Raw genomic sequence first — 20,761 nt, 5'->3', positions numbered from 1 at the left:
TTGTGGCAATACCATCCTTATAGTGTTCTCCTTTTTCTAGCATTTAGCTTCAATCTTGGATTGGGGCTTTTCGTTCTTAAATCTTTTCGCCTCAATTTAGTTAAATATTTATTGATCCTTGTATTTGGGTCCATGTTATGGACCGGATTCTACGGGATTGATTTTATATACATCACCACTACATTTCACCGAACATTCATTAGTTTACTCTATATGGGTGTAGCCATTTCGAACGTGGGTATGGTTCTTGTATCCATTGAATTCACAAACAATCGCCAACTGTTAACCAAACGATTTTGGGTTATTCTTGCTCTCCAACCATTATTTACTTTGGCAGTTTGTGTTTTGGACCCATTATTTAAAACATTAACATTGGATACATATCTCACAAGTATTGATGGTAGGGTACAATGGATCCAAGAAACAAATATAGGTGGGTTCATTGCATCGTATTTGATTTCCTTTTTTTGGTCAGTTTTTGTTGCGATTCTATTATTTCGTGGGATTCTTAAATCCAAGTCAACAGAACGGAATCGTTATTTACTCATCTTAATTTCTTTTTTGTTCATTTGGGTAGCCGCTATTTTACACAAGGTTGGAATCCGGCCTCTTCCAGGAATGAATATAACTGCAGTTATGTGTACTATGCAGGCAATCATGATTTTTTTTGCCATTGGTTATTACCGAATGTTCGATTTGGTGCCATTGGTTCGAGGCGAGATTGTTGATGAACTAGACGAAGCAGTTGTCATTCTTGATTTTAACAATCGGGTTGTGGATTGGAATAGTTCTGCCGAGAATTTATTTTCCATTAAGGACAAAAGTGTTGCGTTACTTCCGCATGATATTTTTTTTCAGAACACTCCAGAGTTAATTTCTAAATTAGATCATTTATCTGATAAACGAACCATCTCCAAATGGTCTTGGGAAAAAGAGCAGAAGTTTTGGGAAGTAACAGCAAAACAAATTAGAGATTCCAATCGAAAAAAAATAGGTATGGTTCTTGTATTTCGAGACAATACGGAGCAAAGAAATCTCGAAAAACAAATGGCAAATGTGAACAGAGAGCTTCTTGTTGCCAATGGAACCAAAGATAGGTTTTTATCAATCATTTCACATGATTTGCGTGGTCCTCTTGCTGGGATCAAAATGTTACTCAAAGTGCTCAATGAAGATATGAAAAAAAAGGAAGATGCTTTAGCTGGGATGACCCAATCATTAGTTGATGCAACGGAATCTGTTTTTTCCTTATTAGAAAACTTATTAGAATGGTCTAAATTACAACGAGGCCAAGAGGAATTTAGGCCAAATTATTATCGGTTGGATTCGATTGTTTTGGAATGTGTGGAATTGTTTTCATTGAGTGCCAAAAATAAAGGAATCAGTTTTGAGATCAATATTCCAAATCACGCAATGGTATATTGTGACGATCGAATGATCATTACAGTCATTCGCAATTTAATTTCCAATGCTTTGAAATTTAGTCATCAATGCAGTAAAATTGAAGTCTCTGCCATTGATACTGGTTATCACTGGTTAGTATCGATTCGTGATTTTGGAGTCGGTATGTCCAAAACTACAATTGATAAATTATTTAGAGCTGGTGAAGTCATAAAGTCAATTGGTACTCAAGGTGAAACTGGCAATGGAATTGGATTGTTGTTATGTTCAGAGTTTGTGACAGTGAATGGTGGAACACTTTCTGCAGACAGTGATGGAGCCTCAGGTTCTGTATTTCAATTTAGCATCCCCAAAAAACAAAACGAGGAAGTTTTTATATGAGTCAAACTATTTTAATCACAGGCGCAACAGACGGAATTGGAAGAGTTTGTGCTCATTCCTTTGCGAAATCAAAAAACGAACTCATATTAGTTGGAAGAAATCCCGAAAAACTTTCAGCATTAGTGTATAGTTTGCAAGTACACGGTGTAAATGCTCACTCCTATGTCGCGGATTTATCTTTAGCCAAAGAAACTTTCGCCGTTACTGAAAAGATTAGAAACGACCATTCTAAAATTGATGTGCTTCTCAATAATGCAGGTGCTTATTTTGATAAACGTGTGGTCACAAAAGAAGGATTAGAATCTACATTCGCTTTGAACCATTTGAATTATTATATCATGGCATTAGGATTGTTACCATCGTTAAAAAATGCAAACCAAGCTCGTATCATAAACGTTGCTTCTCGTGCTCATGAAGGAGTGGCGTTGGATTTTAATGACATCTTGGCTGAAACCAATTACTCGGGATGGAAACAATACCAAAGATCCAAATTGATGAATATATATTTTACCTACGAATTGGCCGAAAGACTCAACCAAACAAAGATTACTGTGAATTGTTTGCATCCTGGGTTCGTAAAAACCAAATTTGGTCAAAACAATGATGGATTGGCTAAAGTCGTTTTAACATTCGCACAGAATATATTTGCGATTTCTGAGGAAAAAGGTGCGGAAACTTCCATCTATTTGGCAACGGAACCGAGTTTAAGCAGTGTTACTGGTAAGTATTTTGTGAAAAAGAAAGAACGGAACAGTTCACCCGTTTCCTATGATAAAACCACTCGAAGGAATTTATGGACTTATACAGAAGATCTTCTCAAACACAAATTTTCTTTTAAATTTCCTGGTAACTAACGTGGGTTACTTACACCAAAAAAATCCAACAGTGATTCCCGTTCCTGGAAATAAAACGATTGAAGAACACTTTGGGATCCCCTCAACAAATACAAATGAAATTTCGATTGCTCATATGATAGCCCCCTCTGGATGGGGGGAACCATTCCAAACACCAAACTTTGACGAATGGACATTGATGGTACGTGGCAGAAAACAAATCGAAGTTGATGGAGAGACAGTTGTTCTTTCTGCAGGTGAATCCATCCTTATCGAAAAAGGATCAAGGGTAAGATACTCTAATCCTTTTACAGAAGATGCAGAATATTGGTCTATTTGTAAACCAGCATTCACTTTAGATGCAGTTAACCGCGAAGAAGAATAATCCACCAAATTTATGGGCACTGAAGAAAAACCTACTGTTGATTTAAGTTTCCTTATCAAGGAAATGAAAAAAGTAGAGTTTGGTTCTGGTGATCTAGTAATTGAACAATATACGTTAGGTGATTCCTTTTATTTTATTGAAAAGGGATGTGTTGAAGTTTGGAAATACTTAGATGAAACCAAACAAGAAATTCTTGTCATTGGAGATTTGGTTGCAGGTGATTATTTTGGTGAAATATCACTCATCGATTCAGCTCCAAGGACAGTGAATATCACAACCAAAGAAAATTCCATTTTATATAAATTAACAAGAGAAGACTTCCATCGTTTGATCCAAACAAGTCCAGAGATGACATTGACTCTTTTAAAATTACTGACCGCAAGGATTCGTAACGCGGAACAAAGAGAAAATCAAGTCCTCATTCAAAAAAACAAAGAGTTACGTTTGCAAAATGAAACATTAGAGATGATGGTGAAGGAACGGACAGCTAAACTCACCCAATCTTTAAAAATCATCCAAGAAGATTTAGAAACTGCCAAAACAATTCAAAGGAATATTTTACCATTAGGATTGAAGCACATTGCCCATTTGGATTTCGCTTCAAAATTCGAACCGATGGCAGAAGTGGGTGGAGATATCTTTGATGTCATTCGATTGGATAAATCTAAAATTAGATTGTTTTTAGCAGATGCCATTGGTCACGGTGTCCAGGCGGCTCTTATCACCATGGCCATCAAAGCTGAGTATGACCATTTAAAACACAATACACAAAATCCTTCTGATGTATTGGTTGCGCTAAACCAAATTTTTATCAATCGTTACGGGAAAAAATCCAATCAGTTTACGGCAGTGATTGTTGATTTAAAACTAGAGGAAAATACACTCGTTTATTCTTCTGCAGGTCATAACGAACCTTATCTTTTGAATCAAACGGAAATTTTGCCGTTAAATGAGTCGGGGTTAATGCTTGGCCTTGAAAAAGACGTAGAATATTCCAATACCTTGGTACCATTTGGACTTGGGGATCGATTGTTTATGATTTCTGACGGGTATTTAGAACAAGAAAATGAGAAAGGAATTTTACTTGGTGAATCCAAATTGCTTTCCAGTTTTCACTCTGCCAGGAGTTTAGGAATAAGTTTAGCTGATACCGTGCATTATCTTATGGAAGAATTCCATACCTTTCGGGGGAATACCCCTATGATGGATGATGTTACTATTTTGGGAATCGGTACCTCGTACGAATTAGGAGTTTAAATTGGGTTTAATCATCGCATACATCTTGTTTCTTTTGAATTTACTTTCGATCATTCCTACAATGTATCCATTGTATATATGGAAACTTTTAACAACAGGTTCTGTCAGAAGGTTTGGGGACCGCCTTCTAGTGAAAGTAGGCGAGACTTGGATTCAAAATAATTATAGAATTTCACGTTTTTTATTTGGAGTACAATTTGAAGTTATCGGTGAAAATTTCAAAAATTTAAAGCCTAACGGTAGCTATATGATTATAAGTAACCACCAATCTTGGTCAGATATTTATATCATCCAATCCATTTTGAATCGAAAAATACCGCTGATTCGATTTTTCATTAAAGACTCTCTGAAATATGTTCCCGTACTTGGGCATGCATGGCTTGCACTAGACTTTCCTTTTGTGAAACGGAGTAGTCGGGAACAACTGAAAAAAAATCCAGAACTAGCAACTAAGGATTTGGAGAATGTGAAAAAGGTTTGTGAGAAGTTCAATGGGATGCCTTTTTCTATATTAAACTTTTTGGAAGGACATCGTCGCACTCCAGAACGAATGAAAAAATTACTCAAAAAAAATCCTTACAAACACCTACTTAGACCACACAGCGGAGGGATATCGGTTGTTTCCACTTCCCTAAGAAATTCGCTTGATGGTTTTATTGATTTAACCATTGTTTATCCAACTGAAAATCCAAGTTTTCTAGATTTGATGTCTGGTAAAATTAGGAAACTAAAAGTGTTTGTCGATTTGATTCCGCGGGACCAAGTCCCAATTGAAGAAAACGAGCAGTTTGCACCCATGTCAAAAAAAATGAAACGTTGGGTGGATGAAAGATGGGCCATTAAGGATGCGCTGATCGAAAAGGAGATGAGTTCCAAATGAAACGAATACCAATCAATCTAATACTTGTTATGGGACTTCTCGCATGTCGTTCCTTTTCCCCTGTCGCGTACGAACCTCCTCTCAAACCAGAACCGATTGGAATTTACGAACCGAATACTGAATTACAAAAAGCAATCCTACTTGCGATTGGAAAAGTAAAGGGTCTCGAATCTCTCGACGTTGATAGTGATGGAAATATCTACGGTGGTGATAAAGATGGTCGCATCATTCGCATCACACTCAAAGGTGAAATCAAAACCATTGCCAAAACTTCAGGACGACCACTTGGGGTACAGTTTGACAAATCAGGAAACCTGATCATTGCCGATGCCTATAAAGGTTTACTTTCTATGGATAAAGCAGGAAAGATCACCACTTTGGTTTCCGAATATAAGGGAGTTCCCTTTCAATTCACCGATGATTTAGACATCGCTCAAGATGGGAAAATTTATTTTTCCGATGCTTCAATCTATGAACAAAAAGAATATCTCTATGATTTGTTAGAAGCAAGGCCTTATGGTCGTGTGTTTGTATACGATCCTAAAACCAAAGAGACACAATTATTACTCGATCAATTATATTTTGCTAATGGGATCGCATTGTCCAAAAACGAAGATTTCCTTTTAGTCAATGAAACTTACCGGTATCGAATCACAAAACTTTGGTTAAAGGGCCCCAAAAAAGGAACTTCCGAGATTGTCATTGAGAACTTACCTGGATTTCCAGATAATATCACTCGGAATGAAAACGGAGAATTCTGGGTGGCACTTTTTACGGTGAGAAATGACAGAATGGACCATATGCATCCTTCTCCTGTTGTGAAAAAGATGATCTATTTTTTACCAAAGTTTTTATGGCCAAAGGCACAACCTTATGGTTATGCAATGAAAATGGATGGGAATGGAAAGGTGCTCATGACTGTCCAAGACCCAACGGGTGAACATTTAAAAGACATCACAAGTGTCCTCGAAAAGAAACGCCAACTCTACATTGGAAGTTTGTACAACGATCGGATTGGGATCTACGTATTGCCTTAGGCTTTCATATGAAAAAGGCATTTGATATGCCTTAAGGCGTGCATGGCAAATTGTATTCAATCGCACCAAGGGAAACGCCACCATCTCCACCTGGCCTTGTTCCAAGGCCATTATAACTATCAGCGATGATGGTATTTGTCGACCTTGTAATCAGACAAGAAGAAGCAGCTGTTGGGATGTATGAATAAACACCAATTAAACTGACAAAGTTTGGATCTAGATTCAAATTGTTCCCAAAGTTTGGAGCAAGTCCAAGAGGTGTCACACATCCCAAACTTCCTGGCACTCCACCAGCACAGATGTCAGTGTAATTGAGCGCAGCTTGGAACACCTTATTTGTACAATTGTGAAAGACATTGTATCGAGTGGCTCCACTTGTGCCATTTAAATTATAGATACAAGCATTCCCTGCGACATCCGAATTCAAATAGAAAATATTATTTTCAATGAGCAATGTATTGGAAAACCCACTTAGGTAGATGGCAGCATCATTACCGGGCGTATCAGTTCCACTACTGATTGTATTGTGAAAGACACGCATCGCACTTGTGATTTGAAATAAATTGATCCCTCTTGCATTCCGATTGCTTGTTCCATTTTGGATCCAATTATTAGAGACAAGCATGGCACCTGAAGTTGCGACACTGATTCCTGATACAAGTGATGTTCCTCCACCGTTGGCAGTTCCCAGTCGGATGTGGTTTCCGCTAATGGAGGAACCAGGTCCAAGTGCGGATGCGTATATCCCAATCAATTGGGCAGTAGAAAAGTTAGTTGGATCAGTCGCACTCCCACCTGTGATGGTATTATTCTCAATGATGGACGTATTGTTTAAACCTGATGCGAAATAAATTCCCGCAGTTGTATTGAAAGCATTATTCCTATTTGTACTACCTAGAGTGATGAAATTCCGACGAACGATATTATTGGAATTTAAAATTTTAATGCCATAGTTTTCTGATACCGCATTCGCACCACCAATGATCACATTCCCTTGTGTCACCGAACCAATTTGAATGTTTGTTGCGCCTTGGAGTCGTATGCCGTAGGAAGAATAGGCAGCTCCATGATTGAACTGATTTCCTGCTAAGATTCCAGTAGAAGAAGCAGCAGGAGTGCCTATATCAAAGGCAATAGAAGAAGTGCTAGAAGGATCGATCAAACTCATTGAATTTGCCGTAATAATATTTTGTCTTATGTTAGATACATCGATTCCAACAGTTCCAGAATAACGAATCCCTATTGAATGAGCATTTGTATTTATTGATGTAGAATCAGTACCACCAAGGATCACATTCCCAAAAATCACTGGAGCGATCAAAATGCCAGATGACATCTCTACGCCAACAGCACTACATCCAGAAGCAGAAGCACAAATTCCTCCTTCGATACGGTTGAGGACAAGGTAAGGATTGCTATTGGTGGAAAAAACACCTGCTGACCCATTTGCACTCGTCCCAGCGATGATGGTATTATCAATCAGTCGGACATTGGCAGTGGAATCGAGGAATACCCCAGCCATATAAGGAGCAGTACTACCCGATCTAATTTCGAATCCAGAAATGACTACTGGCGATGTGATCGAAACATCTGCGGCGATTGAGGCACAAGGACTTGTCGCAGTTGCCAAAGCACAACTGGCAGGGACTGACCCCATAAAAATGATGGAATCTTTGTCTCCTGGGCTCCAAGTCGTAAACCCTGGTTCATAACTTCCAAAAAGAGAAATTCCTGAAACGAGTTGGATGCGGTCACCAACGGCCGCAGGATCATAAGAACCTTGGGTCACAAGGACCGCACAATCACCAGTCGGGCATCCTCCAAAACTATCAATCGCAGATTGGATATTTCGTTTGGGAGTTAAGGTTGTCAGTCCATCGTTTAAGTCATTCCCTCCCACATCGGCAACATAACGTAGGTTCGATGGGATCATGTAAAGGAGGGAAATGTTAGTCGAAAGGGGATGGGATCCAACATTCGTGAGACAATTGAGTGTGAGCGTTCGGTGTCCAGCTTGCCAACTATCCGTGACAGCTGGAGTGACAACCAAGCTATCATTGGCAAAATTAGTCGTGGCCAGTACAAATTGTACGGGTAAGGATAGGGTAGTGTCCGCTAAGGTTCCCGTCGATCCGGTACAACTGCCCGTATTCACCTCGGCGGAAAACACCAAACGTAATGATTCTGACGGTAATAAAATCCCACCATTCCGAGGTGTGTATGATAAAACACTAAAACAATTGGCGAGTATGGAGACTGTTCCGGCAATTGTCCCCGTCGTTGCACTGAGAACACATTGGTGGCCTGGAGGGCTCGATACTATTTGTACGTTATAAGTACTGGAAGGTGGTAAATTAGTGGGGAAACGATGCAATCCATCAGAGGCGATTGGAAGCATTTCCGAACCATTATTACTCAAAGTTAAAGTCCCCGAACCGATTCCCACCGCTGTGATTTCGATTGGGTAGGCAGTGGAGGTACAATTGATGGTTATGTTTGTGATATCGGCAGAAGCGAAAGTACCAGATCCATTATTCGTGACGATACAATTTTGAACAGGATGGTTTGGTTGTGTAGTGACAGTCACGTTATATGTACTGCCACTCACATAGGTTTGTGTGAACGCAAAAGTTCCGGCTGCCACTGCAACTGGTAACGTTGCTCCATCAAAAGCATTCGTGAGTGTGAGACCAGTGGCTCCATCAAGCCCTGTGATGGTCCCACCTAAGCTGTAACGGAGTGGGTCACAGTTGACGATGATGGAACTGATATTTCCAAAACCAACTACCCCTGACCCACCATTCACGGAACAAGTCTGAGCTGGCAAAACAGGTTGGTTCACAATGGAGACATTAAAATCTTGGCCAGTGATAAGAGTGGAGCCAAATTGGTAGTTTCCGTCCGCATCGATTGTGAGAGATGATAGTCCAGAATTGAGGCTGAGAGTGAGGCCAGTGCCAACGAGTCCTGAAACAGTGACAGAGATTTGGAAGGGGCCCGTATTCACCAAACTTCTGAGTTGTAAGAAGTCGGAGACGGATTGCATGAAACTTTTTGAAAGTGACGGTACACAAGCTCCCAAAAAGAAAAACACTAGGAAGATCGTATACTGCAAGAATTTCTGGAACATAGGATGATGGCTCTCCTTTATACAACAAGTGAAAGCCAAAGAAATTGTCAGTTTTTTTCCGTCTAATGAGGTAAAATCAGACAAATGCATATGGATTTTAGCTTTTCTTATTACATTGGACTTGCCGGTATCATGGTATTTGCGATCTCAGGGGCAATTGCGGCCCTAGAACACAAAGAACACCATCATGATGTATTTAGTGTTTTTTTTACCGGTTTTATCACTGCCATTGGTGGGGGAACTCTTCGGGACATCACACTCGGAAATTATCCTGTCTCTTGGGTAAAAGATGAGAATATCTTATGGGCAATTTTTCTTGGATTTTTACTTGTCATTTTTTTTCCAAAACTCTTAACCAAACTTCGTAACGAACTCTTTTTATTCGATACATTGGGAATTGGGATTTATACAGTGCTAGGAACAAGGATTGCACTCGACCATGGTGTGAATTTTTTTGCTTCTGCATTGCTTGGAATGATATCAGCTATCTTTGGTGGTGTGATCCGAGACACTCTCATGAATGAAGTTCCCTTTATCTTTCGAAAAGAGATATACGCAACTGCTTGTTTGGCGGGAGCAATTTTATACTTAATATTAAATTCTTTTTCAACGAATGGAAACATGAATTTAGTCGTATCCGCAAGTGTTGTTGTGCTCATCCGTATCGTCGCAGTCAGATACAACTTAGGTTTACCAAAAATAAAAATTTTCTAAATCTATGTTCAAAAATGTAGCGATTTTAGTGAAGAAACGAATTGCTTTATGAGTACTTGTCACAAAAATATGAACCCCATCTTTTTCGTGTTAAACGCTTGCATTTCTAAAATCCTTGCGTTCGATGGTGAGTGAGTGTACTCTTTTCCAAAAGGATTAGGGGATTCCCCCCACTCCTTTTCCATGAGGTTTTATGGCTAGTCCAAAAGCTATTGCATTAGAATTCAAACGAGAATTAGGCCTTCATACTAATATTGAAAATATCAATCATCCGATTGTGGAGAATTCACCATTCCACTTTAAATTTTTCCAAATCACAGATGAAGTAGAAAATACATTATTCCAAATTTTAGATCGATTTCTGTTGCAATTGGATCTAATCATTGTTAGAGATTCAGTTCTTGCGGCAATGAAAGAAACTGTCACCAATGCAATCAAAGCGAATGCAAAACGTGTATTCTTTAAAAATAATGCAAGCGATATCACGAATGATAAAGAATACGAATCGATCATAAACGAGTTTAAGTCTACTTACATTGAAAATCGTGATGAAATTGAAGAATCACTTCAGAAAAATAATTTCGGAGTGTTTGTTTCGTTTATCCATAACAGAAGTTTGATGCGGATCCGAATTATGAACAATGTGCAATTAACACCCATCGAAGCACAAAGAATCAAGGAACGAATCTCAAAAGCAAAAAATTATAACGATTTGGCAGATGCCTTTATGGATATGTCAAATGACCAAGAAGGTGCAGGTCTTGGTCTCATCATGACACTTATGATGCTGAAAAACGACGGCCTCGGTGAATCTGCATTTAAGTTTGAATCTAGCGAAAACAAAACTGTGTTTATGATTGATATTCCTGCAAAGGTTTCAAAGGAAAATCAACAGATCGAAAAAATTGATCATATCATTTCTCAAATTGATCATCTTCCTACATTTCCAAAATCAATCAAAGATATCCAAGATGCAATTGATAAACCCAATTCCAGCATTGGTACAATCGCAGAAATGATCAAACGTGATATCGCCTTATCTGCCAATATCTTAAAACTTTCAAACTCTGCTGCGTTTCGTCGGGGAGGAAAAGTAGAAAGTTTGGACCGTGCCATCCAGTTAATTGGATTAAAAGAATTACAAACACTGTTATATAGTCTAGCGACCAAACAAATGCTAGAGGATAAATTTCCTGCTTTTGCTGCGATTTGGGAAAAGTCAAACGAGTCTGCGTTTTATTGCAAATCAATTGGCCAAAAAATGGGTTTGAATAAATCAGACCTAAGCAATTTGATTGCAGCATCTCTCCTTCATGACATCGGTGAGATTTTGTTATTGTCTTTTGATAAACATCATATGAACAAAATCAAAACTTTTACTTCCACAAGAGAAATTGCATCGACGATTAGTATGGAAGAATCCGCAATCGGGATCACCCATTCGAAATTAGGTGCGATGGTTGGGGAGAAGTGGGGATTCCCAATCCTGTATACAAAAGCAATGGAATACCACCATAGACCATTACTTGCTGATGAAGTATATTCGGATATCATCTATCCTATTTATCTCAGTGATATGATGATTGCGATCAATTCAAAAGAAGCAAAATCTTCTGAAATCCCGATGGAAATTTTGAAAGTTTGTAAATTTCAATCTAAGGCTGAATTCGATTCTTTTAGAACAAAAATTAAGGAACAGTTTTCCGCGTTTTAAATTCATTGTAACGATTTTGAAACTCTTTGAATCTCGGAATAGAAACTGCTAAGACGTAGGATTGAGACGGATTGTTTTTGATAAAATCCTGGTGGTATCCTTCCGCTTTGTAAAAATGTTTTAATTTTTGGAATTCGGTCACAATCGTTCCATTCCAAATGTTTTGTGTTTGGATTTCTTTTTTGATTGTATTTGCAATTTTGAATTCCTCTTCATCTGCATAAAACAAAATCGAACGATACGAAGAACCAATGTCAGGTCCTTGTCTGTCTTTTGTGGTTGGATCATGCGAAAGAAAAAAGATTCTGCAGAGTTCCGCATAACTTATTTTAGTTGGATCATAAACAATATAAACTGATTCTGCATGTCCTGTCATTTCCGTATTGACTGATTCATACGTTGGATTTTCCGTATGCCCACCTGCATATCCAGACACAACATCTATCACACCCGGAATGGATTCAAAGATATGTTCTGAACACCAAAAACAACCTTCTGCAAACACGGCTATTTTTTGCCCTGATTTTGGAACGAGAGGTAAGGATTCTTGTTTCGAAATTTGGGTGACAGGTCCACAAAATGGGAAGAGGACAAAGGCCAAACCGAAAATGGCCAAAGGAACTAATTTTTTGCCGAACAGACAATCCAAACCGATCATACCAATTAGATTGTTCCCGTACGGATTTGGTTAGAATTTCTACTAGTTTGAGGAATCGTCCGAGTTTAGGGAGGGGTGACGTCCTTTTCGTTTGGACGTCCATCCAATTGGGACTTTGTATGAAGATTGCCAGATTGGTAGATAAAAATCCGTTGGTTTCCAGTGAACTGGGCCATAGGTTTATGGAATTTTTGTTTGATAAAGTATCCAATCAGGATGGCTGAAAGCCATAAAGAATGGGATTGATGGTTGGATGATTTGGTGTATACGAATTGATACGATCCAAGTAAAATCAATGTTTGGCTCAGAAACCAAATGATTGTTCGGTTTTTCAAAAACGAAACCCATCCCACTTCTGCCACTTGGTTTCGGATTCCTTGCACAATCAGGCCAATCACAGGTATCCGTAGTAAGGCTCCCAAAAATCCGATGATGACAACAAAGATTAAGAGGATCCAAAGCGAAGTAAACACGACGTTCCACCAAAAGAGGAAAGTGATCGGAGGCATGAATACTTCAGGGAATGAAATTCCGTAAAATAAAAATCGAATTAAAAACCAAAAGAGAGCAAAATAAAATCCGAACACCATTGAAGGAAAAAAGGAGTTGGATGCCACGGCAAACAAATTTTTTGAAATTTTTTATTTTGGGAAAAAGATCATTTTGAGTCCTACGATGACTGTAAAGATTCCAAAAAATCGAGAGAGCACCGTGGTATCAATTTTCGAAGCTGCTCCTGCACCAAAAACACTGCCTAAAATAAAACCTGCACTGATAAGTGCCGCTGCAAATAGGTTGGTTTCCCCTCTCGTATAATAGATATAAGCTGCGACAATCCCGATCGGAGGGACCATGGCTGCGAGTGTTGTTCCTTGTGCCATTTTTTGATTGAAATCAAAAAAGTAAACTAATGCGGGGACGAGTAAGATCCCACCGCCAATTCCAACAAGGCCACCTAAAATTCCAGCGCCAATGCCTAATACTAAAAATAAAATTCCTATCATCATAATGTTTTCCCACAAGCACGATTGGCAGGCACTGCCTCATGAATTTTTTTAGGTTCCGGTAAGTTTAAATTGTCCATGATGGATTGAAATTCTTCTAGTGATCGATTGGCGATACGAGGGTTCCACTTTTTTTCTTCGCCGATGGTAGAAGAAACAAATCCTTTATAATCATGCCCAGGATATACAATGGTTTCATCTGGTAATAAAAAAAGTTTGCCTGTAATGGAATGGTATAAGGATTCTGCACTCCCTCCCTGGAAATCAGTTCTACCACAACCTCTAACAAATAAAGCATCTCCGGTGAAAACATACCTTCCATTTAAAAATAACGAAATGGAACAAGGTGTATGACCTGGCGTGTGGATCACTTTCATATTTAATTTTCCAATCACAATCTCATCATTATCTTTTAAAAAATGAGTCGCACAGGTTGCTCCAGAGTGTTCGGGGGCATAGGAGTCACATCCTGTTTTTTCCCTCAAATTACCAGCCGCTGTAATGTGATCAGCATGCATATGTGTTTCAATGGTCGCTACCAATTGAAACTCCATAGATTCGAGTAGTTGTAAGTCTCTTTCAAGATTTTCGATCACAGGATCTATGAGTACTGCTTGTTTTGATTCAATCTCTAAAAGTAAGTAAGTCCATGTCCCTGAGGCAAAGTCATATAGAGGTTTTATCTGAATTCCATTCATCGAATCTGTATCTACCATGGTATCATTCTCCTAAATTTTTTTCACCATTCAACATTATTTTTCCTTTCGAATGGTAAGGGAATGGTCTGTATACCATACCCCCTATGGTATACACTTTTTCTTGACTCCAATCCTTGCAAGGAAAAAATGGAAAAAAGAGATAAATATGAAAACATTTGTAATTGTGGGAGTGATCATTGGATTCCTCTTTGTTTTCGTGAAAAAGATTCAATCCAAAGGAGATAAACAAATGGTGCAAGAATGGATCCAAAGTGGAGCGGTAGTTGTGGACGTTCGAACAAAATCAGAATTTGCGGAAGGCCATTTCCCAGGTTCGATCAATATTCCGGTCGATGTGTTACCAAATGAGCTTGGTGCAATTAAAAACAAACAATCCAAAATTGTGGTTTATTGCCGTTCCGGAGCACGGAGTGAAAGGGCAAAACAAATTTTGACTGCGAGTGGTTACTCTTCTGTCATCAATGCTGGTGGTTTAGGAGATATGCCTAATTCTCGTTAAGCGAACTTATCTTTTTTAGTTTAAACTACTGCACCCATTGGGCTCTTTGCTTTAAATTGGTGTAGTAGATATAAATCAGCTAGTTTGGTTTGGGATTCGTTGGAAAGTTCCACGAATTCCGCTCCTACACTATAACTCTTTTCACCAATTTTTTGTTTTCTCACCACTTTGATCTTCGCATTGATTTCGTGATTCGAGTCTGATTCGCGTAGTAAAACAGGAATGGAATCGTTCAAAGATAAATCATCTTCCGTTTCGAAGGCAATGCCAGTGATGGATATATTTTTGGAAATCGATCGAATGGTTTTATTTGGTAGGACACAAAACAATTCCAAATTGGTTTCAAATCGGAGACTACTTCGTTTTTCATTGGAATACACGATGATTTGATTTTTGCCTGTGTCTTTTGCAGTGTACAAGGCTCGATCGGCTAAATCATACATATCTTCGCAACGTTTTACCTTTTCAGGATAGGAGACAAGTCCTCCACTGATCGTGACAGGTTTCCCACTAATTTGAATCGTGCGACATGCTTCTAATAATTTTTCGGCGGCTTTGAGAGCTTGTGATTCGTTTGATTGTGGGAAGATGATGGCAAATTCTTCCCCACCAATACGACACGCAGTATCTTCCATTCGTAAACTGGTAGAGATTTTACTAGCAATTTGTTTTAAGATTTCATCACCCATCAAATGTCCATAGGTATCATTGATTTTTTTGAAATCATCAATATCAATGATAAGGAGCGAAAGGTTTAGGTTGTAACGAGTGGATTGTTTGAATTCACGAAGAAGAGCAGTTTCAAAATGCCGACGATTGTAAAGCCTTGTGAGTTCATCCACTAAGATCAGTTTTTCCGTTTCTGAATACAATCGAAGTTCTATGATTTTAGGGTTTTTGATTTTTTGGTTTTGGTTTGTAAAAAAATCTAATAAGGCAACACGAAATCCGACAGGTCTTTTTAAACATTCGGAGAGTTTGGTTTGGTTCTCTAAAACTGCATGCCAAACGTCCATCGCCTCAGATTCGATCAATTCAAGAGAGGTGAGTACTTTCAGAACTGTCGAATACAGAAGTGATCTATCTTTGAGATGAGGATGGCTCAATTCTAATTTTGAGATGAGTTGGCTTTCCTGGTTCGGATCTTCTTCTAAAAGATCCATGATGGTATCTTCAATGCGTTTGCCATGCACAGGCCTTGGAGAAGTATGAGATTTGGTCATCGCCGATTTCACTTGCACTTGAAATAAATTGCCAATATCCCAAAAATCTATCAGCAGAGACTCTTGTAAAGACAGGTTTTAGGGAAGAACCAAATTCAGTTTCATCTAAATCCCTAATCATGATGGAGTTGTTTTGCTTGGGTGTGGATTTCGCTAATCTCTTCATAGAGGAGTTGGACTGAATCCGCTAATTTTTGAGTGGTTTCGTCGATGACCGTGATGGCCCGATTGATCTCTCGGCTCCCAGACATTTGTTCCTGTGCTATGATCCCAATTTGTTCAGAGAGTACATGGAGTTCGGAAAAAGTATTTCTGAGTTTTTGATTTAGGACTTCCTGTTCCGTGACATGGCCTTCCAAACTTAGGATTTCCGTTTCGATGCGTAATAATTCACTATTTTGATTTTCCACTTGGGATTTGACTTCTTTGGAATAACGAGTTCCTTCGTTGATCTTTAAACCAGCATCTTTTACAATTTTGGCAATGGTTCCCGCGTTGGATTGAGAACGTTCTGCTAATTTTGCCACTTCTTGCGCAACAACTGCAAAACCACGGCCATGTTCTCCAGCGCGGGCTGCTTCAATCGAAGCATTTAACGCAAGTAAGTTGGTTTGATCGGCAATTTCCGACATCATTTGGTTGATTTCTTCCACTTTGGAAAATGCTTGGTTCAGTTCTGAGTAAATTCCATTCAATTCTTCCGACGAAATTTTGACTTTTTTACTGAAATCTGCGGAATGACTTACATCCTTTGCAATTTGTGTGGTTTTGGTTTTGACACTTTCGCTCAAGTTTTGAAGAGATAAAAAATTTTGATCCACAATTTTGACGCGTGTGACTTGGTCTTCCACCAAATTAGCAGAGCTTGTTGCTGATGAAGAAAGTTCTTCCACAGATGCAGAAATCTCTTCTACGGAAGCAGCCTGGTTTTGTGATTGGTTATGAAGTTCGTCAGACATCGATTGTAATTTTTCGACAGACAACGCGAGAGTGTTTGCCGATTTTTCCAACTGAGTCGATTTGTTTTCGATAAAATTTTGTTTTTGAAAACTTTCTTTTAGTTTTGCCTTTAGATCATTTTGCATTTCTCTCATGAGTGAAACCACAAATCGCAAACTAAATATCACGCCAAAATAAAAGATAATTTTTTGAATTTCAGTTGTGACGATGATGTGGTTTGCCCGAAGCATTTCAGGGAATGGTTTGGGAATGAAAACCGCACCTAATTTATGTGTTAAGTAAATTCCACCGAGATACAAAAGAGTGGAAATCAATCCAACTGCCATGACCAATTTGGTTTCGAATAAAAAACTAGAATAGATCGCAATGAAGATAAAGATGATATAAAATATCCCACTACTCAATGTATTACTTGCGTCGTTTTTGGTATAATTATTATAAATATCCAAATAAAAAAAACATAGAATAATGAGTAAGTCGATGAAGATGATGGATGCAGCCATTCTCTTTGAAATTTCTTTTTCCTTTTTCAAAAGATAGCCAGGAACCAAGGCATTGGTTAAAAAAACTAGAGAACCAATTAAGTTGGGGATAAAACTTTTTGTGGCATAGTTAGAGGCAACTCCTAAGAGAAAGATGATCGCGAGTCCATATTTTGTATAAACGATGAGCGAAACACCTTTTCGGAAGAGTGTTCGTTCAAACCTTTGGATTTCATCTGTTTCTAATGCCATGTTTTCCCCTCATCTTTTTTGACGAAAATAAGCTTCAATTTCTGAAGGAACTAAGTTTGTAACCAGAGAAAGGAAAATTGTCGAGGAAGAAAAACCTCAAGAGATCAAAATGATTCGTAGTTCTCCTGAAAACTGTGTATGAAAATTCAATTTTATGAATGTGATATTGGCATTTGATAGGGATTCCCGAAGGAATCCAAGTGGAACGATAGAAAAGGATTCCTCGTGACCATCAATGGTTTAAGGAGACAATAATGTTTCTAAAATCATTTGTTCAAAGATTTTTCCGCCGCGTTCATTCAGATGGATGGCATCTGTCAAAAAGTAATATCCGTTAGATTCTCCTAAATCATTCCATGAGGATGTGGTTGAATAATACTTCAAAATGGTCCAATACATACTCCAAGTACTTTGTACGTATGCTTTTTTGGGAAGATTCGGCAGTAATTCCAATTCTTTGGTTAACGTTTCATGTAGAGGTATGTAACTTACTTTATGTTTTGCGCAGACGTCTTTTGTGAGCTCTGCAAACCGTTTTGATCTTAAAAAAGGAATAGATTTTGGATCTTCGCCTAAAACGGGCGGGGATGATACAATGATTTTAGCTTTTGTGTTTTTTTGAATTCGTTCTATAATCAAATTCAAATTGCGAGCAAAACTATCTTCCGTCACTGGATCTTTTAATTTCCACAAACTTGCGTATCGATCATATTCCTCTTGAGATAAAGTTGCCTTCAGGTCATTGGTCCCAATGAGTAAAAATACATAATCTGGCTTTAGCTGGATGACGGAATCTAACTCTTCTAAAATTTGAACTGTCAAACGACTATTGATCCCTTCGTTGACCACCAACGCATTCTGCAGTTTTGGATGATTACGAATGGATTCCACATAATCATAACTCACACGGCCATGGGTAATACTATCACCCAAAAATACAATCTTAGGGGATTTGGAAACGTCACCTGCGAGTGTGTTTTTGGTGTTATTGGAAGGAACTTTTGTCGCTTGGAAGATTACACAAGATTCGAGGGTTAATAGAAGAAAAATCAATAAATAGGGAATCCGTTTCATGAGTTGAATTCTAACGGAAACTTTGGTTTTTAAAAAGAATAATTTTTTTTAAGTTCGTGTATTTTATTGGAGAAAACAAAAAAGACCAAACATTGAATTGATTCAATCAGAGTGAAACTCTATTGTTTGAATCTAAATCGATATCATATGGGTTCAATCATTCTAAAGGAATGTAAATATCTGTGATCCTTTTATCGGGAATTGGCTCAAAAGGATTCAGATAACACTCCCAAGGTGGATTGTTTTTCAATTTTAATTTTGATACGATACAATATTGATTCAGAATCCAATCATAAATCATGGGCAAATTTTCATAATCACCAGTGTAACGAATTTGTAGGTAATTCCCACCAGGGATCGTTTGTTTTCCAAAACCATCTGGAGGGCTTGGAAATTTTTCACTGATTGTAAAACCAAGATCAAAACGAATGTTATCTTTGCATGTGACATCTGGATCATCTTGCGAAATCCCAATCCATTTATGATGGAATTCGAGAAGATCCCATTTTGAAAACAATGTTTTGAGTTGTATCATTTCTTTGCTATTGGGAATAGGACCAGGTAACAATTGATAACTCCCCAGATGGCGAATGAATAGAATGGAGAAAGGGGATATCGTTTTCTTTTGGAAACTATGTTTTGTCAATCCACTTGGAAGTGAGAGTTGTGATAAACTGAGATCCTTCATTTTTATCTGGTGTTTTTTTCTAAATTCAGAAGGAGTGATCCCAATCACACGTTTGAATGCTTTCGTAAATGCCTCGTGAGAAGAAAATCCAGCTTCCATCCCAATTTCCAAAATTGGGAAATTGGAAATCTTCAATTCATAGGCGGCTTTCTCCAATCGTAGTCTTTTGATATAGGTCTTTATGTTTTCCTTTTGTACGGATTTAAAAAATCGATGGAAGTGCCAATCGCTATACCCTGTTAGAAATGCAATTTGATTCAAACCAATTTCTTTTTCCAGTTGTTCTTCAATTTGTTTCCAGACTGGGTACAAATTTGGTTTGGGCTTCACACAGACCATCTACTGTCCTAAAAAAAGGAAAGCAAATGGTATTTTTATTATGAATTCATATTTCTTTCTTGGACAATATCAATTCCGATTCCGTTTGGATCAACTAGTGTAAAATGAACGTCACCCCATTCTTCTTCTGTTAAAGTTAGGTCAATAGGTGCCTTTTTTTCTTTCATCTTTTGGTATTCTTGTTCGATCTCTTTTGTTTCAAATATAAGCCATACACCTGCATTTTGATACGGTTTTTGGAAATACGGTTTTCTCACCTGAACTTGGTTTGGTGCCATGATTGCAAGTTCAATTTCAGGTTGATTGGGTAAACAGAGAAGAATGAACCATTCTGTCTCAAATTTAATTTCTAATCCTAACCATGTTTGGTAAAATTCTTTCGTCTCTTTTAATTTTTCAGTAATGATTCCAGTTTGGATTTGTTGGAATGCCATATCTATCTCCTTGTCCTAAATAATATATATGGAAAAAAGAATCTAGATTGGATCGTTTTTGCGATTTTTTTGATTCGAAATTAAAAAAAGAGGAAATGAGTAATTACTTTCAATTGTCACAGTAATGTTTTTTTTTACAAAAAAAATAATATTTTGAATTTCAAAAAAGTTTCTGAATTGTTGAATTTGTTGACAAATAATGAGATAACGAACGTTTAATGGTATGCGTTTTGAATTAAAACTAACCGAAATAACCACAATTTTAATCGTGATATGTTTCAGTTTCAGTTGTGTCGGTGATTTGTACTTCGATACAAAAAATGATATGGATGAAAGCATGGTGTCGCGTGATTATGCTCTTCGCCAATTTTATAGTGCGGTCATTGTCAAGCGGTCACTTTGCCCACAAAATATCGATTTGGCGCTTCTTTCTGGTAGTTACCACACGAGTACTTTAAAAGGAAGTTGTGATCGCACTTCCTTCTATAAAAATTCAGAAAAATCATTACGAAGTTGTAAGTCACTTCACACACATGTAGAAAAAAAAGACTTGGTTGTCTGTATCAATGAAATCTTATTTTATCCATGTGAAACCATCCAAAAAGCCAATTCCGCTTTGCGGCCTAATTTCCCTATTTGTCGAGGTTTGTTTGGGCCAGGTCCTGGGACTCCACTGAGTATGTGAATTTTGGAACAA

The 20,761-nt window shown here is 38.0% G+C and carries 20 protein-coding genes; 10 read left to right on the top strand and 10 right to left on the bottom strand.

Annotated features, from left to right (window positions below; genetic code table 11):
* Genes LEPBI_RS12995 through LEPBI_RS12970 form a run of 6 tightly spaced genes read left to right on the top strand, consistent with a single transcriptional unit; the run spans position 1 to position 6,174 of the window.
* Positions 1-1,782, top strand: a complete 1,782-nt coding sequence (locus LEPBI_RS12995) for a sensor histidine kinase (protein ID WP_012389581.1) — start codon at positions 1-3, stop codon at positions 1,780-1,782.
* Positions 1,779-2,636, top strand: a complete 858-nt coding sequence (locus tag LEPBI_RS12990) for an SDR family NAD(P)-dependent oxidoreductase (RefSeq protein WP_012389580.1) — start codon at positions 1,779-1,781, stop codon at positions 2,634-2,636. The genes LEPBI_RS12995 and LEPBI_RS12990 overlap by 4 nt, the downstream gene beginning before the upstream one ends.
* Position 2,637: 1 nt before the next feature.
* Positions 2,638-3,000, top strand: coding sequence for a cupin domain-containing protein (locus LEPBI_RS12985; protein ID WP_012389579.1), 363 nt, complete (start codon positions 2,638-2,640; stop codon positions 2,998-3,000).
* 12 nt (positions 3,001-3,012) lie between these two features.
* Entirely contained in the window at positions 3,013-4,257 is a 1,245-nt protein-coding gene (locus LEPBI_RS12980) for a PP2C family protein-serine/threonine phosphatase (protein ID WP_012389578.1), read from the top strand.
* 1 nt (position 4,258) lies between these two features.
* Complete coding sequence (locus LEPBI_RS12975; protein ID WP_012389577.1) at positions 4,259-5,137, top strand: acyltransferase; 879 nt, start codon at positions 4,259-4,261, stop codon at positions 5,135-5,137.
* Positions 5,134-6,174 (top strand): SMP-30/gluconolactonase/LRE family protein, encoded by a 1,041-nt coding sequence (locus LEPBI_RS12970; RefSeq protein WP_012389576.1) that lies wholly within the window; start codon positions 5,134-5,136, stop codon positions 6,172-6,174. The genes LEPBI_RS12975 and LEPBI_RS12970 overlap by 4 nt, the downstream gene beginning before the upstream one ends.
* 31 nt (positions 6,175-6,205) lie before the next feature.
* Here LEPBI_RS12970 and LEPBI_RS12965 read toward each other — a convergent pair whose 3' ends face one another.
* On the bottom strand, positions 6,206-9,304 hold the full coding sequence (locus tag LEPBI_RS12965) for a hypothetical protein (RefSeq protein WP_012476382.1): 3,099 nt from the start codon (positions 9,302-9,304) through the stop codon (positions 6,206-6,208).
* Between the two features lie 90 nt (positions 9,305-9,394).
* Here LEPBI_RS12965 and LEPBI_RS12960 point away from each other — a divergent pair, with 90 nt between their 5' ends.
* On the top strand, positions 9,395-10,018 hold the full coding sequence (locus LEPBI_RS12960; protein WP_041769884.1) for a trimeric intracellular cation channel family protein: 624 nt from the start codon (positions 9,395-9,397) through the stop codon (positions 10,016-10,018).
* A 193-nt stretch (positions 10,019-10,211) separates the two neighbouring features.
* Positions 10,212-11,732 (top strand): HDOD domain-containing protein, encoded by a 1,521-nt coding sequence (locus LEPBI_RS12955; protein WP_012389573.1) that lies wholly within the window; start codon positions 10,212-10,214, stop codon positions 11,730-11,732.
* Here the strand turns inward: LEPBI_RS12955 and msrA are convergent.
* From msrA to LEPBI_RS12935, 4 genes are all read right to left on the bottom strand, one after another.
* Positions 11,707-12,390, bottom strand: a complete 684-nt coding sequence (gene msrA / locus LEPBI_RS12950; RefSeq protein WP_012389572.1) for a peptide-methionine (S)-S-oxide reductase MsrA — start codon at positions 12,388-12,390, stop codon at positions 11,707-11,709. The two genes, LEPBI_RS12955 and msrA, sit on opposite strands and share 26 nt — an antisense overlap.
* A gap of 65 nt (positions 12,391-12,455) precedes the next feature.
* Positions 12,456-13,007 (bottom strand): hypothetical protein, encoded by a 552-nt coding sequence (locus tag LEPBI_RS12945; protein ID WP_226992782.1) that lies wholly within the window; start codon positions 13,005-13,007, stop codon positions 12,456-12,458.
* A 24-nt stretch (positions 13,008-13,031) separates the two neighbouring features.
* Positions 13,032-13,397 carry a TSUP family transporter gene (locus LEPBI_RS12940; RefSeq protein ID WP_012389570.1) on the bottom strand — a complete coding sequence of 122 codons (366 nt, stop codon included), beginning with the start codon at positions 13,395-13,397 and terminating at the stop codon, positions 13,032-13,034.
* On the bottom strand, positions 13,394-14,110 hold the full coding sequence (locus LEPBI_RS12935; protein WP_012389569.1) for an MBL fold metallo-hydrolase: 717 nt from the start codon (positions 14,108-14,110) through the stop codon (positions 13,394-13,396). Before LEPBI_RS12935 ends, LEPBI_RS12940 begins: the two co-directional genes overlap by 4 nt.
* 148 nt (positions 14,111-14,258) lie before the next feature.
* Here LEPBI_RS12935 and LEPBI_RS12930 point away from each other — a divergent pair, with 148 nt between their 5' ends.
* Positions 14,259-14,612, top strand: a complete 354-nt coding sequence (locus tag LEPBI_RS12930; RefSeq protein ID WP_041769883.1) for a rhodanese-like domain-containing protein — start codon at positions 14,259-14,261, stop codon at positions 14,610-14,612.
* Positions 14,613-14,632: 20 nt separating this feature from the next.
* On the opposite strand, the gene LEPBI_RS12925 is transcribed toward LEPBI_RS12930, so the two are convergent.
* From LEPBI_RS12925 to LEPBI_RS12905, 5 genes are all read right to left on the bottom strand, one after another.
* Positions 14,633-15,835, bottom strand: coding sequence for a diguanylate cyclase (locus LEPBI_RS12925; protein ID WP_041769882.1), 1,203 nt, complete (start codon positions 15,833-15,835; stop codon positions 14,633-14,635).
* A 113-nt stretch (positions 15,836-15,948) separates the two neighbouring features.
* Positions 15,949-17,529: a methyl-accepting chemotaxis protein gene (locus LEPBI_RS12920; protein WP_012389566.1), complete on the bottom strand. Its 1,581-nt coding sequence runs from the start codon at positions 17,527-17,529 to the stop codon at positions 15,949-15,951.
* A gap of 240 nt (positions 17,530-17,769) precedes the next feature.
* Positions 17,770-18,603, bottom strand: a complete 834-nt coding sequence (locus tag LEPBI_RS12915; RefSeq protein ID WP_012389565.1) for an SGNH/GDSL hydrolase family protein — start codon at positions 18,601-18,603, stop codon at positions 17,770-17,772.
* 157 nt (positions 18,604-18,760) lie between these two features.
* Positions 18,761-19,630, bottom strand: coding sequence for an AraC family transcriptional regulator (locus LEPBI_RS12910; protein WP_012389564.1), 870 nt, complete (start codon positions 19,628-19,630; stop codon positions 18,761-18,763).
* 38 nt (positions 19,631-19,668) lie between these two features.
* Positions 19,669-20,064 (bottom strand): VOC family protein, encoded by a 396-nt coding sequence (locus tag LEPBI_RS12905; protein WP_012389563.1) that lies wholly within the window; start codon positions 20,062-20,064, stop codon positions 19,669-19,671.
* A 223-nt stretch (positions 20,065-20,287) separates the two neighbouring features.
* Between LEPBI_RS12905 and LEPBI_RS12900 the strand changes: the two genes are divergently transcribed.
* Positions 20,288-20,749: a hypothetical protein gene (locus LEPBI_RS12900; protein WP_012476381.1), complete on the top strand. Its 462-nt coding sequence runs from the start codon at positions 20,288-20,290 to the stop codon at positions 20,747-20,749.
* Positions 20,750-20,761: the final 12 nt, after the last annotated feature.

Source organism: Leptospira biflexa serovar Patoc strain 'Patoc 1 (Paris)' (assembly GCF_000017685.1).
GTDB classification, from domain to species: Bacteria; Spirochaetota; Leptospiria; order Leptospirales; family Leptospiraceae; genus Leptospira_A; species Leptospira_A biflexa.
Note: the sequence above shows the minus strand (reverse complement) of the source record. Positions and strands in the feature narration are given on the sequence as shown.

What these genes read in the sequence shown, in the direction of transcription:
- LEPBI_RS12990 (WP_012389580.1), top strand. Translation starts at nt 1,779, where the DNA reads ATGAGTCAAACTATTTTAATCACAGGCGCAACAGACGGAATTGGAAGA.
- LEPBI_RS12980 (WP_012389578.1), top strand. Translation starts at nt 3,013, where the DNA reads ATGGGCACTGAAGAAAAACCTACTGTTGATTTAAGTTTCCTTATCAAG.
- LEPBI_RS12970 (WP_012389576.1), top strand. Translation starts at nt 5,134, where the DNA reads ATGAAACGAATACCAATCAATCTAATACTTGTTATGGGACTTCTCGCA.
- LEPBI_RS12965 (WP_012476382.1), bottom strand. Translation starts at nt 9,304, where the DNA reads ATGTTCCAGAAATTCTTGCAGTATACGATCTTCCTAGTGTTTTTCTTT.
- LEPBI_RS12960 (WP_041769884.1), top strand. Translation starts at nt 9,395, where the DNA reads ATGGATTTTAGCTTTTCTTATTACATTGGACTTGCCGGTATCATGGTA.
- LEPBI_RS12955 (WP_012389573.1), top strand. Translation starts at nt 10,212, where the DNA reads ATGGCTAGTCCAAAAGCTATTGCATTAGAATTCAAACGAGAATTAGGC.
- msrA (WP_012389572.1), bottom strand. Translation starts at nt 12,390, where the DNA reads ATGATCGGTTTGGATTGTCTGTTCGGCAAAAAATTAGTTCCTTTGGCC.
- LEPBI_RS12940 (WP_012389570.1), bottom strand. Translation starts at nt 13,397, where the DNA reads ATGATGATAGGAATTTTATTTTTAGTATTAGGCATTGGCGCTGGAATT.
- LEPBI_RS12935 (WP_012389569.1), bottom strand. Translation starts at nt 14,110, where the DNA reads ATGGTAGATACAGATTCGATGAATGGAATTCAGATAAAACCTCTATAT.
- LEPBI_RS12930 (WP_041769883.1), top strand. Translation starts at nt 14,259, where the DNA reads ATGAAAACATTTGTAATTGTGGGAGTGATCATTGGATTCCTCTTTGTT.
- LEPBI_RS12925 (WP_041769882.1), bottom strand. Translation starts at nt 15,835, where the DNA reads ATGACCAAATCTCATACTTCTCCAAGGCCTGTGCATGGCAAACGCATT.
- LEPBI_RS12920 (WP_012389566.1), bottom strand. Translation starts at nt 17,529, where the DNA reads ATGGCATTAGAAACAGATGAAATCCAAAGGTTTGAACGAACACTCTTC.
- LEPBI_RS12915 (WP_012389565.1), bottom strand. Translation starts at nt 18,603, where the DNA reads ATGAAACGGATTCCCTATTTATTGATTTTTCTTCTATTAACCCTCGAA.
- LEPBI_RS12910 (WP_012389564.1), bottom strand. Translation starts at nt 19,630, where the DNA reads ATGGTCTGTGTGAAGCCCAAACCAAATTTGTACCCAGTCTGGAAACAA.
- LEPBI_RS12905 (WP_012389563.1), bottom strand. Translation starts at nt 20,064, where the DNA reads ATGGCATTCCAACAAATCCAAACTGGAATCATTACTGAAAAATTAAAA.
- LEPBI_RS12900 (WP_012476381.1), top strand. Translation starts at nt 20,288, where the DNA reads ATGCGTTTTGAATTAAAACTAACCGAAATAACCACAATTTTAATCGTG.